Here is a 16,698-nt window from a genome sequence, read left to right as displayed (position 1 = left end):
GTTCCGATGCCGGATTCACTCACGTGGCGGCCTCCTCGGATCCGTTCGTCCAGCATTTCCGCACCACTGACCACTGCACCGACCCCTCTCACAGCTCCACCGCCTCGTAGAGCTTGCCGATTTCGTCACGACCCAGCACCCGCAGGGCGCCCGACCGCTGGTCTCCGAGTGCGACCGGTCCGATATGGGTACGGACCAGCGCGATCACCGGATAGCCGACCTCCGCCAGCAACCGGCGCACGATGTGCTTGCGCCCCTCGTGCAGGATCACCCGGACCAGCGATTTACCCTCGGCGACCTCGAGAACCTGGAATTTGTCGACCTTCGCCGGCCCGTCGTCGAGTTCGACCCCGTCGCGCAACTGCTTGCCGACTCCGCGCTGTATCTCACCGTGCACGGTCGCCAGATAGGTCTTCGACACCTCGAACGAGGGATGCATCAGGCGATGTGCCAGATCACCGTCGTTGGTGAGCAGCAGCAGCCCCTCGGTGTCGGCATCGAGACGACCGACGTGGAACAGCCGCTGGCCGGCCATCACCCGCTCGGCGACGATATCGCCGACGCACGGGCGTCCCATCTCGTCCGACATCGTCGATTGGAAACCCTTGGGCTTGTTCAGCGCCAGATAGACCTGTTCGTCGCGGACCACCACCCGGACCCCGTCGACGCGAACGACCGCGGTGTCGGGGTCGATACGCAAGCCCTGCTCCCGCACGATCGCACCGTCGACCTCGACCCGGCCCTGGTCGATGAGTTCCTCGGCGGCGCGCCGCGAGGCCACCCCCGCCTTGGCGAGCACCTTCTGCAAGCGCTCTCCCTCACCCCACGGCAGTTTCTTGGGGCCGGTCGCCTCCGTCTCCACATTCTGGTGACGGGCGGGTTTGGCGAAACTCAGGACGGTGGGCGGAGTCTTGCGCTTCTTCGGTTTCGGTGCCGACGTCTTCGGCCGGGGAGCTGCGGCACGAGACTGGCCGGTAGCGGAGCCGCGGTCCCACGAAGCGCCGCCATCGCCCCGGCCGGAACGGGTGTTGTCGCGGCTGTACCGGTTCTCACCACGACCGGTCCGGCTGTCATCACGGCCATATCGGTTCTCACCACGACCGGTCCGGCTGTCATCACGGCCGTACCGGTTCTCACCACGACCGGTCCGGCTGTCGTCACGGCCGTACCGGTTCTCACCACGACCGGTCCGGCTGTCATCACGGCCGTACCGGTTCTCACCACGGCCGTACCGGTTCTCGTCGCGGCCGTACCGGGCATCGCTGTCGCCGCGACCGGCACCCGCCGCGCGGCCCCGAGCGAACCGATCGCCACCGCGGCCGGCACTGTCCGGGCGCCCGTAACGATCGTCACCACGACCGGTCCGAGCGGTGCGGCCGTAGTCGGGGCGGTCGTCGGACCGGCCGGGACGCGAACCCCGGGTATCGCGGCCACGTCCGTAGGAATCATCACCACGTCCGTAGCGGTCGCCGCGCCCCGATCCGCCGCGATCGGTGCCGGCGGCGCCGCGCGGGTTGTCGCGCCGGTCGGAGCGGCCGGCTCCGCCGCGGGCACCGCCACGAGGCGGGTCGCTGTGTCGTTTCCTACGGTCCGGTGTGCCATCTCGGCGAGCGGGTGTATTCACGTGGTCCTCTGGTCATCTGCCAGGCTCTGCTGGAGCCTGTCAATTCTCGGTGCCGAGATCGATATCCGATTCGGCGGGTTTCCTCAGCTTGGTGTACCGGGGGTCGGTGTCCAGGCTGTCGTTGATCTCATCGATCAGGTCGACGTCCGGTAGCAGGGGCGCCAACGACGGGAGTTCCGCCAGCGACGCGAGTCCGATCCGTTCCAGGAACAGCTCGGTGGTGACGTACAGGGTGCCATTGGTATCGACGTCGGTACCGGCCTCGGCGATCAGTCCCCGCGCCACCAGCGTGCGGATGACACCGTCGACATTCACACCGCGTACGGCACTGACTCGTGCTCGCGTAACCGGTTGACGATAGGCGATGACCGCCAGAGTTTCCAAAGCGGCCCTGGTCAGCTTGGATCGCGCACCGTCCATCAGCATACGTTCCACATACGGGGCGTAGCGGGTCCGGGTGTACAGACGCCAGCCGTCGCCCACGTAGCGCAGGTCGATTCCGCTGTCACGCGCCGTCCATTCGGCCGACATCTCCAGCAGGACACGTTCGACCCGGGCATGCGAGTCACCGACGGCGGCGGCAAGCAGTTCCACCGGGGCCGGCGCGTCCACCACCAGCAGCATCGCCTCCAGCGCCGAACGCATTTCCTCGTCGTCGAGCGGCCGCGACGTCTCCTCGTCGGCCGGATCGTCCCCGGCCTCCGCTTCGGCATCCAGCAGATGATCCGCGGCCGGCGAGATCTCGTGTTCCGGCGCTTCGGGCGCCGGTGTCGCGGCGGGCAGATCCCGTACCCCGGCGGCCGCGGCGGTATCCGGCCGGTCCCCGGGCCCCTGTGCGTCCGGCATCGCCTCTTCCTCCGGCATCGTCATCCGTAGTCCTCGTCGATCGTCACGGGCTCGGCCGCCCGGTCGCCGGCATCGTCGCCGACCCACCGAACGGCCAGCGGACCCAGGGGGTCGGGCTGGTCGAATTCGATCGTCTTGCCGCGATACAACTCGAGCAGCGCCAGGAACCGGGCGACGATCTGGATCGGCAGCTCACAATCGGCGCACAGATCGTGAAAGCTCGACCACTCCCCGGCGCCCCGGGCCTTCAGCATCTCCAGCACCAGCGCCGCCTGTTCGGCGACCGAGATGGCGTGATTGTGCAGATGGTCCAGGCCCACGGTCGGTACCGGCCGGGGCCGGAACGCGGCGGCGGCGATATCGGCGAATCCGGCGGCGTCGACGCCCAGGGTGACCTCGGGCAGCAGATCCAGGAACCGTTCCTCCAGCGACACCGCGCGCGGATAACGGCGCAGCGCAGCGGCCTCCAACTCGCCCAGCAATTCCGCGACCTGCTTGAACGCCCGGTACTGCAGCAGTCGGGCGAACAGCAGATCGCGTGCCTCGAGCAGTTCCAGATCGTCGGTGTCGGAGACCTCGCCCGAGGGCAGCAGCCGTGCGGCCTTCAGATCCAGCAATGTCGCGGCCACCACCAGGAATTCGGTGGTCTGGTCGAGAATACGGTCCGCGCGCACGGTGGGATCGCGTTCCAGGCTCGCGGTCAGTTCCTTGGTGTAGGCGATGAATTCGTCGGTGACCTTGTGCAGCGCCACCTCGGTGACATCGAGGCGGCGCTGGCTGATCAGCTGCAGCAGCAGATCGAACGGCCCCTGAAAATTGCTGAGCCGCAGGTGGAACCCGCTGGGTCTGTCCGCATTCTCGGTATCGGCGCCCGCGGTCGTGTCCTCGGCGCCGCGTGGCGATTCGGTGTTCGGCAATTCGACGGCCGGGTTGGCCGGTACGACCTCGGCAGCCGGTGGTCCGGCCTCGCTCACCGGCCCGACCGGAGGATGACTTCCCGTGCCATCGCCCGATATGCTTCCGCGCCACCGGATTTCGGCGCCCACGTGGTGATGGGTTCACCGGCGACACTGGCATCGGGGAAGCGGACGGTGCGGTTGATCACGGTGTCGTACACCAGATCACCGAATACCTCCACCACCCGGGCCATCACCTGCCGCGAGTGCAGCAACCGCGCATCGAACATGGTCACCACAATGCCCGACAGCGCCAGCCGCGGGTTCAGCCGGTCCCGCACCTTCTCCACGGTGTCGGTGAGCAACGCCAGTCCGCGCAGCGAGAAGTACTCGCATTCCATCGGAATGACCACACCGTCCGCGCAGGCGAGCGCGTTGACGGTGAGTAGGCCGAGCGACGGCTGGCAGTCGATCAGTACGTAGTCGTACCGGTCCCGCAGCGGCGCGATCGCGCGGCCCAGGGTCTGTTCCCGGCCGACCTCGTTGACCAGCTGGATCTCCGCCGCCGACAGATCGATGTTGCTCGGCAGCAGATCCATGCCTTCGACCTTGGTGTTCATCAGAACATCGTTGGCATTGGCCCGCCCGCCGACGAGCAGATTGTGCACGGTGAGATCCAGGTCATGATGTGCCACACCCAGACCGGCCGACAGCGCACCCTGGGGATCCAGGTCGACAAGAAGTACCTTGCGGCCGTATTCGGCCAGGGCAGCGCCCAGATTGATGGTCGATGTGGTCTTTCCGACGCCGCCCTTCTGATTGCACATAGCGACGATCAGAGCGTCACCGTTGCGCGACAACGGAGGTGGTTCGGGAATATCGCGCAACGGGCGTCCGGTCGGTCCGAGTTCGGTGCCGTCCGCCACTATGTCGTTCGCCTCCCAGAGTCGTCGGGCCGCCTGTTCGATCCGGAGGCCGGTTCGGATACTCGAAAGCGGTTCAGCCGCAGCACTGTTCGGCGGCTCGGCCGCACCGGCTGTCGTCATGTCCGCTGCTCCTTCAATTGTCTTGCTCGTTGCCCCGCCGCGCGCTGCGGAACAGCGGGCGGCCGGTACACCGAACGCCGATGCACCGCACCGCCGCTATAGACGCTACCGCCTCCGAGCGCAAGACCGACGATCGGACACGCTCGGGGAATCCGCCCCACCGTTGCGCAATTGTGTCATCGCGCAGCGCCGACACCGCATTCTGTCGTCTTTCGAGCGCATTGCGAAACCCTTTGGGCCAAAACAACCACCAACCGCGCGGGGGTCAGCCCCGGAGGCGGAACCACAAGAGGCCCCACGGAACGGCAGACGATACCGCCTACCGCGCCCGCGGATGCGCGGTGGCCCAGACCTCGTGCAGTGTATTGACGGTGACCAGGGTATAGATCTGCGTCGTCGTGACCGAGGCGTGGCCGAGCAACTCCTGCACCACCCGGACATCGGCGCCACCGTCGAGCAGATGGGTGGCGAACGAATGCCGAAGTGTGTGCGGAGACACCGCCGCACCGATACCCGCGCGATCGGCGGCATCCTGCAGTACCTGCCACGCGCTCTGCCGTGACAACCGGCCACCGCGGGCATTGAGGAACAGGGCCGCGTGCCCCAGCCCGCGCGCGGACAGCGCCGGCCGCCCGCGCACCAGATAGGCCTCCAGGGCCGCCAGCGCCGGGCGCCCGATCGGCACCATGCGCTGTTTACCGCCCTTGCCGTGCAGCACAACCGAGCGATCGGCGGTGTCGATATCGTCGATGTCGAGCCCCACCACCTCCGAGATCCGGGCGCCGGTGGAGTAGAGCAGTTCCAGCAGCGCCCGATCACGCAGATCACGCGGACCGGAACCGGCACCGCCCGCGGCGGCGAGCAGCCTCGAAACATCCTCGTAGGGAAGTGCTTTGGGCAACCGGCGCGCCGGCGTCGGCGGCTTCACACCATGGGCGACATCGCTGCTGGTCATGCCCTCCGCGGCCGCGAATCGATGCAGGCCGCGCACCGCCACCAGCGCCCGGGCGGCGGAACTGGCGGCCAGAGGCGGATGGCCGCCACTTCCGGCGCGCAAGGAGACCACGAAATCGGCGATCCCGCTCTCGGTCACCCGATCCAGATCGGCGACCCCCCGTGCCACCAGAAAGTCCTGATAGCGCCGCAGATCTCGACGATAGGCGCTGAGGGTATTGCCGGAAGCACCCCGCTCGACCGTCAGATGGTCGAGATAGGCGCGTATCTGCCGCTCCACCATTGCCTCACCCCGCCGGGCGCGGTGACACATCCGCCGATCCCCGGACGGGCGCGGCGGTGACAGCGGCATTCACGCTGCCATCATGACACCGCCGACCGACAATCCCCGCACGAAACGCATCGCGAGAAGTCCGCACCGGCACGCGGGATCCGACCGGCCGTCACGATCGGCGCTCAGGCGCGGTTCGGTTGCGCGGCCTGACGATCCAGCAGCCGGGTGGGCAGGCCGGGCCACGGCGCATCGGCGGAGCGCAGCGACGTTCCCCGCGTACGCGCGACCGCGGCGGCGAGCAACCCCGCCACCGCCGTGGCGTTCTCGATCTGCCCGGCCAATGCGGCACCCACCGCCTCGTCGAGCGGCATCCGCACGATCGCCAGGTCGGCCTCCTCCATCTCAGGATCGGGCCGCTCGGTCTCCGACAGTCCCGTCGCGAGATAGATGCGCAGCGCTTCGTCGGTGAATCCGGGCGAGAGCACCACATCGACCAGCACCGACCAGTCCCGCGCCGCGAGACCGGTCTCCTCGGCCAGTTCGCGGCGAGCCGCCGCGAGCGGATCCTCCCCCGCGACATCGAGCAGTCCGGCGGGCAGTTCCAGCAGCCGCCGGCCGACCGGATGCCGGTACTGGTTGATCAGTACGACGGCACCGTCGTCGTCGAGGGCGACCACCGAGACCGCGCCGTGGTGTTCGACCACTTCACGTTCGGCGACCCGGCCACCGGGCATCTCGACCTGGTCGAGACGCAGCGCCAGAATCGCGCCGGAGTACACGGTCCGGGAGCCGACGGTACGGAAGTCGTGGCTGCCGGGTTCGCTCACCGGCCGACCCGCTCGGCGCTTTCGTCGGCCTCGACCTCGGCCTCGCCGTGGATCTCGACCGGGAGCCGTTCGGCCGCCTTGTACTTCAGGGCAGCGTTGACCAGACCGGCGAACAGCGGATGCGGCCGGGTGGGACGGCTCTTGAGTTCCGGATGTGCCTGGGTGGCCACGAAATACGGGTGCACATCGGCGGGCAGCTCGACGAATTCGACCAGATGCCCGTCGGGCGAGGTGCCCGAGAAGCGCAGCCCGCTCTGCCCGATCTTGTCGCGGTAGGCGTTGTTGACCTCGAAACGATGGCGGTGCCGCTCGGACACCTCGGTGTCGCCGTAGGTCTGTGCCACGACCGAACCCGCCTCCAGCACCGCCGGATAGGCACCCAGCCGCATGGTCCCGCCGAGATCGGCCTCACCGGCGACCACCTGCGCCTGATCTGCCATCGTCGAAATCACCGGATGTGTTGTCTCCGGCTCGAATTCCGCGGAGTTGGCATCCTCGAGCCCGACCGAGCGCGCGGCCTCGATGACCACGCACTGCAGTCCCAGGCACAGCCCCAGCAGCGGAATCGAGCGGGTACGAGCGAATCGGATCGCGCCCACCTTGCCCTCGATACCCCGGATGCCGAATCCGCCCGGGATCAGCACGGCGTCGACATCACCCAGATGGTGCTGTGCGCCCTCGGGGGTCTCGCACTCGTCGGACTGCACCCAGCGGATGTTCACCTTGGCCTTGGCCGCGAAGCCGCCGGCCCGCAGCGCCTCGGTCACCGACAGGTAGGCATCGGGCAGATCGACGTATTTGCCGACCAGCGCGACGGTCACCGCCTCGCGGGGGTTGTGTACCCGGTCGAGCAGATCGCCCCAGACCGTCCAGTCCACATCCCGGAACGGCAGCCCCAGCTTGCGCACGACGTAGGCGTCGAGCCCCTCGCGGTGCAGCACCTTCGGAATGTCGTAGATCGAGGGCGCGTCGGGGGTGGAGACGCAGGCGTCGATATCCACATCGCACATCAGCGCGATCTTGTTCTTCAGCCCCTGCGGCACCTCCCGGTCACAGCGCAGGATCAGCGCATCGGGCTGGATACCGATATTGCGCAGTGCGGCGACCGAGTGCTGGGTGGGTTTGGTCTTCAGCTCACCGGAGGGCGCCAGATACGGCACCAGCGTCACGTGCAGGAAGAAGCAGTTCTCCCGCCCGACCTCGTGGCGGATCTGGCGGGCGGCCTCCAGGAACGGCTGGGATTCGATGTCGCCGACGGTGCCGCCGATCTCGGTGATCACCACATCCGGGGTCTGCCCCTGCAGATCCGGGCCGCTCATCGCCAGGATGCGGTCTTTGATCTCGTCGGTGATGTGCGGAATGACCTGCACGGTGTCACCGAGATACTCACCTCGCCGTTCCTTGGCGATGACCGACGAGTAGACCTGCCCGGTGGTGACGTTCGCATCCCCGGACAGATCGCGATCGAGAAAGCGCTCGTAGTGCCCGACGTCCAGGTCGGTTTCGGCACCGTCGTCGGTCACGAACACCTCACCGTGCTGGAAGGGGTTCATGGTGCCGGGGTCGACGTTCAGGTACGGGTCCAGCTTCTGCATGGTGACCCGCAAGCCGCGGGAGGTCAGCAGCTGACCGAGGCTGGAAGCCGTCAAACCCTTGCCGAGAGAGGAGGCCACGCCGCCACTCACGAAGATATGTTTGGTGGCCGTCTGATGGGGGGAGCGCGCCGGAATCCGCGATTGACTCACGGAACCCCACGCTAACACGAAATTCGGTTGCGAAACGAATGCCACGCGCGATGGACCGGTGGTTGTGATGCTCGTCTGTCACTTACGTCTCACTCGGCGCAGCAACCTCATGACCGTCCGGGATCGACGGACCGGACTCCGGTGGATCGGTCCGGCACTCGCTCCGACGTGTCGATCGGCGAGCCGTTGCCCAGCGGCGCCGCCGATCCGCTCAACCGGGCAGACCGGCGACCGACAGCGAGGTGGCGTCCGGGCCGGCGCCGTAACGACCGGCTTTGCCGTCGAGTTGCTCCGCCAGCCCGAGAGCTGTTGTCACCCGCCCGATCCGACGGTCCACATTGTCGACCGTGGTCACCGTCGTACCCAGCCGATCCTCGGCGTGCACCTGAGCGATCGGTCCGGATCCGGCCGCGGCCCCGGATCGCCCGGCCAGCACCACCCCCGCGCTGCGGCCCCGCAGCGCGCCGGCGAAATGCGCGATGATCGATCCCTGCCCGTTGTGATCGGCGCGCGCACCGTTGCCGGTCACGACCACCGCCAACTGCGCGGGCGCGAGATCACCGGCTGCGACGAACCCACCGCCACGCAGAGTGTCGAGGATGAGTCCGCGCTCCTGATCGGTGGCCCGTTCGGCATTGTTCGCGGGATCGGCGAGCAACGACAGACCGAGTAGATCACCGGCGAGACTGCCCTGGTCCACGGCCCCGGTCTGCAACTGGGCGCCGGCCGGAATCATGTTGGTGACGGCGGTGCGCAGCCGATCGCCCTGCGCGGCGTCGACGAAGGCGTCGGTGAGCGCGATCCGGCCGGTGACCTTCGCCCCGGCGGTGGTGAGGGCGGCCGCGACGGCGTCGGCATCACCACCGTCGGCATCGGGGGTGGTGAACATCAGCACCGTCCGGTCGGCCAGGGTGCCGCCCAGAATCCGGCCCGCCGACCGGGCGATGAACTCGTCGGCCGCACCGACCTCCCGTTCGAGCCGGCTGTTGGCCGCCGTCAGCGCTCGGTTGCGCTCCGACAGATCGGGTCCACCCGATCCCCGGTCACGCACGACGGCCCCCACCGCCGCACCGACCACGAGGGCCACGAAGATCGCGAGCAGCGAGATGCCCAGCCGACGAAGCGAACCCACTGTCGTCTACCCCCGATGATTCGATAGTCGCTGCAGCCCGTCCTGAGCCTGGCTCCACAGCGAATCCAGCCAGTCCAGTACGTCGCCACCCAGATGCGAGGACACCAGCACGCCGACGATCAACGCCACCAGCGCCGCGAGCACCACCAGCGCGGTCGCCCAGCCCGAACCACCTCGCCGGTACAGGGTCGCGACGGCCTTGGCGTCCATCAGTTTCGGCCCCGCCTTGAGCCGGGTGAGGAACATCGCCGGATTGGATTCGCGGCGGCTGCGGTCGAAGAAATCGTCGAGCGAGGCAGGCGCGCCACAGGTGATGATCAACGCGGCGCCGTGATGATCGGCCAGCAGCAGCGCCAGATCCGATGGCGCGCCCGAGGACGGGAACGTGGTCGCGCCGATACCGAGGTCCTGAATCCGTTCCAGCCCCTTGGCATGTCCGTCGGTATCGGCCGGAAGGATGACCTCCGCACCGCATTTCAGCGTGCCGGCGGTGATCTCCTCCGGGTCGCCGACGATCAGATCGGGGCGATAGCCGGCCTTGGTGACGACATCCGCGCCGCGGCCCACGCCCACCAGGATCGGCGCGTACTCCTTGACGAACGGTTTGATGGCCTTGAGGTCGTCGCGACTGTCGGGCCCGTCGGCGACCACCACGACATGCCGATTGCGCATCGACAGTTCCAGTGCCGGAACACCGAAACCATCGATGAGCAGGGCACTTTCACTGCGAATGAACTCGATCGTATTGCCTGCGAAGGCCTCCAGATGGTCGGCGAGCCCGTTGCGGGCCTCGATCATCCGCTCGGCCACGACCTCGGCGGTCAGCTCGATGCCCTCGACCAGAACCTCGGGTTCCTTCTTGGTCAGCTTGTCGGCATACACCACCCCGCCATCGATGCGGACCTTGCTACCGTCCTTGATCTTGCCGAAAACATCATGCGAGACAGCATCCAGCAACACGATTCCGTTGGCCGCCAAGACCTCCGGGCCGAGATTCGGATATCGACCGGAGATCGACGGTGAGGCATTGATCACCGCGCCGACTCCGGCGGCAACGAGCCGGTCAGCGGTGATGCGATCGATATCCATCTCGTCGAGGACCACCACATCACCCGCCCCGACCCGCTTCAGCAGACGCCGGGTGTTGCGGTCCACCCGGGCCATCCCGGCGAGCCCGGGAAGCGTTTCGGTGTTGCGGGACAACAGCGCCAGCATCTTCATGGCATCCGATAGTGGCCGTAAACTCTCAACCCTGGGTGGAGGCGCGCCGACGTAATATCACATCTCCGGTCACGATGCCAATGCGAGCGGGGCGGCCGCCGGTCGACTGGCGCGCCGTGTGTAACCACTGGTACCGATATGCTTCGGCTCACTGCATCCGAAGGAGAACTCCATGGCCAGCACCACTGTCGACACGGTTATTTCCGCACCGCGCGACGTCGTCTACCAGCTGTTCGCCGAACGCGACAGCCTCAACGACCATCTGCCCGTGCGGATCACATTGCGCAAGCCCGGTGCTCCGGAACCCTCGGGCGTCGGCGCGCAGTATCGCGTCGGGCTGGGTGGTATCGGCGTGACCGAGGAAACCACCGCCCTGGTTCCCGGTGAGCGCATCGAATACCGGATCATCGCCGGTGCGCCGGTCAAGCGGCACGTCGGCACCATCACCCTCGCCGATGCGCCCGGCGGCACCCTGGTCACGTACCGGATGGAATCCGAGCCCTCCCTGCCGGTTCCGGACAAGGCGACCGAATTGTTCCTGCGCGCGCTGATCGCGCCGTTCCTCAAGGCCGCCAAGAAGGCCGTCGCGAACTGACGTTCGCTGCGTCGGCTCAGCCGGCCACGGAACCGGCCTCGGCCTTTTCCGCGCGAGCGGTGGCCAGCAGTTCCTCGGCGTGCGCGCGGCCGGTCTCGGTGTCGTCGAGACCGGCCAGCATGCGAGCCAGTTCGACGACACGTTCATCGGTGCTCAGCGCGTGCACCCCGCTGTTGACGCCCTTGCCGTCGTCGACCTTGTCCACCACGAGGTGGGTATCGGCGAAGGCGGCCACCTGGGGCAGGTGGGTCACCACGATGACCTGGTGGGTGCGAGCCAGCCGGGCCAGCCGGCGTCCGATCTCCACCGCGGCCCGTCCCCCGACTCCGGCGTCGACCTCGTCGAAGACCATGGTCGAGCCGTAATCGGAGGAGGCGAGCACGACCTCCAGCGCCAGCATCACCCGCGACAGCTCACCCCCGGACGCGCTGCGGCTCAACGGCAGCGACTGCGCACCCGAGTGCGCGGACAGCCGGAACTCCACCTCGTCGACGCCGGTACCGCCGGCATGTAATTCCGCGCCGTCGACTGTGATGGGCGCGTTGTCCTGTGCACCTGCGGCCAGCGGCCGGACCTGTACCTCGAGTGAGGCGCGGCCCATCGCCAGCCCGCTCAGTTCCGCACTCACCGCCGTCGCCAGCTTGCGGGCGGCCTTGCGGCGCGCCGCGGTGAGCTTCTTCGCCGTCTCCCGCACCTGTGCCGCGGCGGTCTCCACCTCCACGGCCAATGCGGCCAGCGCCTCGTCGGATACGTCCAGCGAGGTCAGGCGGGTGCGCGCGTCCTCGGCCCAGGCGATCACCGCGTCGACATCCGGGGCGTACTTGCGAGTCAGTGATTTCAATTCCGCCTGGCGGGTGAGCAGACTGTCCAGGGCCGCCGGATCGGACGGCAGATCCGACAGATACGAACTCAACTCGGTGGTCACGTCGACCACCACCGCGATCGCCTCACCGAGGCGCGGCGCCAGGGCCGTCAGGGCCGGATCCTCACCGGCCTCCAGCCGGGCGCGCGCCGCACCCAGCGCGTCCAGCGCGCCCGCGCCCGCGCCCGGCTCGTCACCCGACCCGGCGAGCGCGTCGTGGGCGGCGCCGGCGGCCTCGCGCAGCGAATCCAGATCGCTGAGCCGCAGCACCTCCGCGACGATGCGCTCGTCTTCACCGGGTTCCGGTGCGACGGTATCGATCTCGTTCAGCGAATGATGCAGGCGATCGGCCTCGAGGGCCAGTTCGCGGCCACGCGCGGTCCGCTCGAGCAATTCGGTCCGCGCCTGTAACCAGGTTCGCCGGGCCAGCTGATACTTGCGCAGCAGTCCGGATACGGCGGAGCCGGCGAAACGGTCCAGGGCATGCAGCTGCTGATCCGGGCGCTGCAACCGCAACTGGTCGTTCTGCCCGTGCACGGTCAGCAGCGGTGCGGTGAATTCCGACAGCGCCGCCGCCGGGACACTGCGACCACCCAGATGTGCCCGCGAACGCCCGTCACTGCCGACAGTCCGTACGGCGATGATGCTGTCGTCGTCGTCGCGTTGCCCGCCGGTCGATTCCAGAACCTTCTCGACCTCGTCGCGAGCTCCGTCGTGCACCTCGTCGATGGTGAATCGGCCCTCCACCACGGCCCGGGTGGCACCGCGGCGCACCCGGCCGGCGTCCGCGCGGGAACCACCGAGCAGATGCAGACCGGTGACCACCATCGTCTTACCGGCGCCGGTCTCGCCGGTCACACACGTCAGCCCCTCGTGGAATTGGGCCGTCGCGGTGGATATGACGCCGAGGCCGTCAATCCTGATCTCTGTCAGCACGTGTGCTCTCCGTTCGGCGGTGTTGGCTATCGCCTGAGCCGGGGCGCTCGGAAGTTTCGCGGGGCTGCCCCGCACTCGGCCGACCCCGCCAGCCTGTCACGGGCAGACGGAATTTGCGCACCATCCGATCGGCGAAGGGTGCGGAATCCAGGCGCACCCAGCGCACGGGTTCGGCACCGCGCACCGCTTCGAACCGTCCGCCCCGCGGCAGCGCGAGCGTGCGCCTGCCGTCCAGGAAGACGATCGCATCGTGGCCGCCGGCAACGGTTTCCACGGCGATGCGCGACTGCGGGCTGGTCACCAGCGGCCGCGCGAACAGCGCGTGGGCGTTGCTGGGGATCACCAGCAACGCCTCGAGTTCCGGCCAGACGACCGGCCCGCCGGCGGAGAAGGCATAGGCGGTGGACCCGGTGGGCGTGGCGATCAGCACACCGTCACAACCGAATTGCGACACCGGGCGGCCGTCGACCTCGAGGACGACCTCCAGCACGCCCATGCGGGCGGCGTTCTCGATACTGGCCTCGTTGAGGGCCCATCCGCGTTCCACCACCACATCATCGACGCGAACACTGACATCTACGGTCATCCGCTGCTCGATGCGGTAATCACCGCGCACGACCTGGGCCAGGGCGTCGTCGAGGTGTTCGGCTTCGGCCTCGGTGAGAAAACCGATGCGGCCCAGATTGATTCCCAGTACCGGTACCCGCGCCGGATGAGCCATCTCGGCGCCCCGCAGGAATGTCCCGTCACCGCCGAGAGCCAGCACCATCTCACAGCCCACCGCGGCCTCCGGCCCGTGCGCCACCACGCGCACCGGATATCCGTCGGGTTCACCGGTGTCGTCGAAATCGAGTTTGGTGCTGTACGCCTCGTCCTCGAGAACTCGCAGCCCGATCCCCGCGTCGGCGAAGATCTTCGCGACCCGGTGCGCCGTCTCGAGCAGTTCGGAACGGCCCGGATGCGCGACGAGCAGGATCTCCCGCTTCACTGTGGCCCCTCCTCGACCGCACGCTGCACCATCTCTGCCAGCCCGGCCGATTCCGTACCGGCCGGTTCGGCTCCGGGGACGTCCTTGCGCAACCACAGGAAATACTCGACGTTGCCGGACGGACCGGGCAGCGGGCTGGCCACCACACCCCGGGTGTGCAGGCCCAGTTCCGCGGCCGCGCCGGCCACGTCGGTCACCGCCTCGGCCCGCAGCGCCGGTTCACGCACCACACCGCCGGAGCCTACTCGCCGTTTGCCGACCTCGAACTGCGGTTTCACCATGGGCAGCAGATCGGCACCCGGTGCACAGCAGGCCGCCAGCGCGGGCAGTACCAGCCCCAGCGATATGAACGACAGATCCGCGACGACCAGGTCGACCGGACCGTCGATCGCCTCCGCCGTCAGCGCCCGCACATTGGTGCGGTCGAAGACGTGCACCCGCTCGTCGTTCCGCAGCCGCCAGACCAGCTGGCCGTATCCGACGTCGACCGCGGCCACCTCGCGGGCTCCCCGCTCCAGCAGCACGTCGGTGAAGCCGCCGGTCGACGCACCGGCGTCCAGGCATCGCTTCCCGGCCACACTCACCCCGAGGGGTTCGAATGCCTCGAGAGCCCCGAGCAGCTTGTGGGCCCCACGCGAGGCCCACTGCACCTCGTCGGGTTTGTCGCGGACCAGCACCGGGGTGTTCGGTTCCACCGCGGTCGCCGGTTTCGACGCGACCGCACCGTTGATCAGGACGCGGCCCTCGTGAATCAGCTCGACCGCGTGTTCCCGCGACCGCGCCAATCCCCGTCGAACCAATTCGGCGTCCACTCGCGCGCGCCTGGCCACCTCAGATCTTGTCCACCGTCGCCAGGGCGCCGACCAGCACCTCGTGTGCCTGTTCGAGAATGCGGGCGCGTCGGGTGATATCCGCACCGGCCCTGTCCACACCCTCGGCGGTCTCACCGCTGTTGCGTTGTCCTCCAGGCAATTCCGCCAGCAATGCCGCCACCTCGCCGCGGACCTGTTCCGGGTCGGCGAACCCCGCCGTGGTATCCGCGAGATGCTGTCCGGGCAACGGAACCCCCGGGCGAGGACCGGCGGAACCGGGCGGCTGCGGGCGTGGAGTGGGCGTAGTCATGGTGTCTCAACGCTACCGGAGTTCCGGCGTCGCACGGCAGGCGGCCGAGGCACCGGGCACCTCGTAACCGGGCGGTTCGCGGGGTCCGCACCGGCGGCCGATCCCGTGCCGGGACGCCGATCACCGCCTTCCGCACGGCCGCCTCCTGTCGGGCTCCGGCACCGGCCACCGGCGATCCGCCACGGCGGCCACGGCGACGGAGTTCAGGACGAACGGCGTGTCGGCGTGTCTGCGGGCAGGTGAGGCACGGCCCGTACCGCGCGGAGTGTTCGACGAACCGGGACCGTGCGTTCCGGGGCCCTCACGCGGCGCCGCGCGCACTGTTTCACCCGTCGCCCCGTGTCCACCGGCAGACGCGCTCGGACCACGGGACCACCCCTGTGGCCGCCGTATCCGGCATGGTCCGCCGCCTGTCGCGCATCCGACCAGGTCGTCGCGGTGGAACCGGGGTTCGCCGGGCGCCATGCCGACGACCACGACCACGACCACGACCACGACCACGACCACGACCACGACGGACGATCCGGCAGACCGAGGTATCGCGAGCCGCCAACCGCGTCGTCTGGGGCATATCGCACGCCTGGCCTGCGGTTGAGGTCCGCTGTGGCACGCACCCGGGAACCGCCGGCCGGAGTCCGGTCCTGTGGTCACGGCCGACTCTTGGCACAATGGCGGCGTGCGAGGTGACCGACGTCCGTCCCGGCCTGCCACGCGCCTGGCCGCCGGGTTCGTGGGGGGTTCCGCCGCGGCGTTCGCGGCGGCACTGCTGGCCGCCGAACGCGTACACAGCCGGGCTTCGGGACGGTTACTCGGCTCGGCACGTTCACCGCGCCCCGGTGGCACCGATGTGGTCGTGGTCCTCGGTTATCCGGCCGCATCCGATGGCAGCACCACGGCGTTGCAGCGATGGCGGTGCCGGATCGGCGCGCGCTCACTCGCCCCGGAGCGCGCGGGATTCCTCGTCTTCACCGGTGGCGCGGTACACGGGCCGTGGGTGGAGGCCGAGGTCATGGCCGCCTACGCGCATGACCGGCTCGGCGTACCCCTCGACCGCATCAGAGTCGAGCCGAACGCCGAAAGCACCTGGCAGAATATCGAATTCACGACTCCGCTGATCGAGAACGCGGACCGCATCATCATCGCCTCCGACCCGATGCACGCTGCCCGGGCCCGCCGCTATCTACGCATCCAGCGGCCCGACCTGGCCGAACGCCTCGCCCCGGCGGATGATTACCGTCCGTTCGAGCGGTGGTGGCTCAAAATCCCCACGGCCGCACACGAACTCGCGGCCATCAGCCGTCGGCGCGCCGGTGCTGCGGCCACTCCGATGTTGCGCCGGATGGGACTGCTGCAGCAGTCCGCGACACCGGCCGCGGTCGGCCACGACGATCGGAGGTAGGGCCTCCGGCACTGCCCGGCAACGAGATTCGCGCCGGCGCCACCCGAGGCGCGGGATTCGCACAACAACCGATCCGGCGGCACCATTTCGCGAATTGCGCGGACAACGAACTACACGAACACAATTCGCACCGTCGCACCGTCGCACCGTCGCACCGTCGCACCGTCGCACCGTCGCACCGTCGCACCGTCGCACCGTCGCACCGTCGCACCGTCGCACCGTCGCACCGCG

15 protein-coding genes are annotated in these 16,698 nt (G+C 68.6%); 2 read left to right on the top strand and 13 right to left on the bottom strand.

All coding sequences use genetic code 11. The features are described from left to right. Positions 1–88: 88 nt before the first annotated feature. The 9 genes from AB0L57_RS29005 to steA form a co-directional block, all read right to left on the bottom strand. On the bottom strand, positions 89–1,624 hold the full coding sequence (locus AB0L57_RS29005) for a pseudouridine synthase (RefSeq protein WP_364968755.1): 1,536 nt from the start codon (positions 1,622–1,624) through the stop codon (positions 89–91). 39 nt (positions 1,625–1,663) lie between these two features. Continuing rightward, the gene (gene scpB, locus AB0L57_RS29000; RefSeq protein ID WP_364968752.1) at positions 1,664–2,494 is read right to left on the bottom strand and encodes an SMC-Scp complex subunit ScpB; all 831 of its coding nucleotides are present in this window, start codon (positions 2,492–2,494) and stop codon (positions 1,664–1,666) included. After that, entirely contained in the window at positions 2,491–3,300 is an 810-nt protein-coding gene (locus AB0L57_RS28995; RefSeq protein WP_364968978.1) for a segregation/condensation protein A, read from the bottom strand. The genes scpB and AB0L57_RS28995 overlap by 4 nt, the downstream gene beginning before the upstream one ends. A gap of 140 nt (positions 3,301–3,440) precedes the next feature. Next, positions 3,441–4,412, bottom strand: coding sequence for a ParA family protein (locus AB0L57_RS28990; protein WP_364968749.1), 972 nt, complete (start codon positions 4,410–4,412; stop codon positions 3,441–3,443). Between the two features lie 319 nt (positions 4,413–4,731). After that, complete coding sequence (xerD, locus tag AB0L57_RS28985) at positions 4,732–5,649, bottom strand: site-specific tyrosine recombinase XerD (RefSeq protein ID WP_364968746.1); 918 nt, start codon at positions 5,647–5,649, stop codon at positions 4,732–4,734. A 173-nt stretch (positions 5,650–5,822) separates the two neighbouring features. Continuing rightward, a complete protein-coding gene (locus AB0L57_RS28980; protein ID WP_364968744.1) occupies positions 5,823–6,467 on the bottom strand; it encodes an NUDIX hydrolase in 645 nt (214 codons plus the stop codon). Then, positions 6,464–8,212, bottom strand: coding sequence for a CTP synthase (locus tag AB0L57_RS28975; RefSeq protein WP_364968741.1), 1,749 nt, complete (start codon positions 8,210–8,212; stop codon positions 6,464–6,466). The genes AB0L57_RS28980 and AB0L57_RS28975 overlap by 4 nt, the downstream gene beginning before the upstream one ends. Positions 8,213–8,423: 211 nt before the next feature. Then, positions 8,424–9,344, bottom strand: coding sequence for a copper transporter (locus tag AB0L57_RS28970; RefSeq protein WP_364968739.1), 921 nt, complete (start codon positions 9,342–9,344; stop codon positions 8,424–8,426). 6 nt (positions 9,345–9,350) lie between these two features. After that, on the bottom strand, positions 9,351–10,565 hold the full coding sequence (steA, locus tag AB0L57_RS28965; protein WP_364968736.1) for a putative cytokinetic ring protein SteA: 1,215 nt from the start codon (positions 10,563–10,565) through the stop codon (positions 9,351–9,353). Between the two features lie 172 nt (positions 10,566–10,737). Here steA and AB0L57_RS28960 point away from each other — a divergent pair, with 172 nt between their 5' ends. Next, positions 10,738–11,160 (top strand): SRPBCC family protein, encoded by a 423-nt coding sequence (locus tag AB0L57_RS28960; RefSeq protein ID WP_364968733.1) that lies wholly within the window; start codon positions 10,738–10,740, stop codon positions 11,158–11,160. Between the two features lie 16 nt (positions 11,161–11,176). On the opposite strand, the gene recN is transcribed toward AB0L57_RS28960, so the two are convergent. The 4 genes from recN to AB0L57_RS28940 are packed head-to-tail and all read right to left on the bottom strand — an operon-like array spanning position 11,177 to position 15,068. Continuing rightward, complete coding sequence (gene recN / locus AB0L57_RS28955) at positions 11,177–12,958, bottom strand: DNA repair protein RecN (protein ID WP_364968730.1); 1,782 nt, start codon at positions 12,956–12,958, stop codon at positions 11,177–11,179. After that, entirely contained in the window at positions 12,936–13,946 is a 1,011-nt protein-coding gene (locus AB0L57_RS28950) for an NAD kinase (protein WP_364968727.1), read from the bottom strand. The genes recN and AB0L57_RS28950 overlap by 23 nt, the downstream gene beginning before the upstream one ends. After that, entirely contained in the window at positions 13,943–14,776 is an 834-nt protein-coding gene (locus tag AB0L57_RS28945) for a TlyA family RNA methyltransferase (protein ID WP_364968725.1), read from the bottom strand. Before AB0L57_RS28945 ends, AB0L57_RS28950 begins: the two co-directional genes overlap by 4 nt. A 1-nt stretch (position 14,777) precedes the next feature. Beyond that, complete coding sequence (locus AB0L57_RS28940) at positions 14,778–15,068, bottom strand: hypothetical protein (protein ID WP_364968722.1); 291 nt, start codon at positions 15,066–15,068, stop codon at positions 14,778–14,780. 676 nt (positions 15,069–15,744) lie between these two features. Here AB0L57_RS28940 and AB0L57_RS28935 point away from each other — a divergent pair. Continuing rightward, the gene (locus AB0L57_RS28935; protein ID WP_364968720.1) at positions 15,745–16,467 is read left to right on the top strand and encodes a YdcF family protein; all 723 of its coding nucleotides are present in this window, start codon (positions 15,745–15,747) and stop codon (positions 16,465–16,467) included. The last annotated feature ends 231 nt before the right edge of the window (positions 16,468–16,698 follow it).

Origin of the sequence: Nocardia sp. NPDC052254 (genome assembly GCF_040679495.1) — a bacterium.
Classification (GTDB): Bacteria; Actinomycetota; Actinomycetes; order Mycobacteriales; family Mycobacteriaceae; genus Nocardia.
This window is presented reverse-complemented; position numbering and strand designations above follow the sequence as displayed.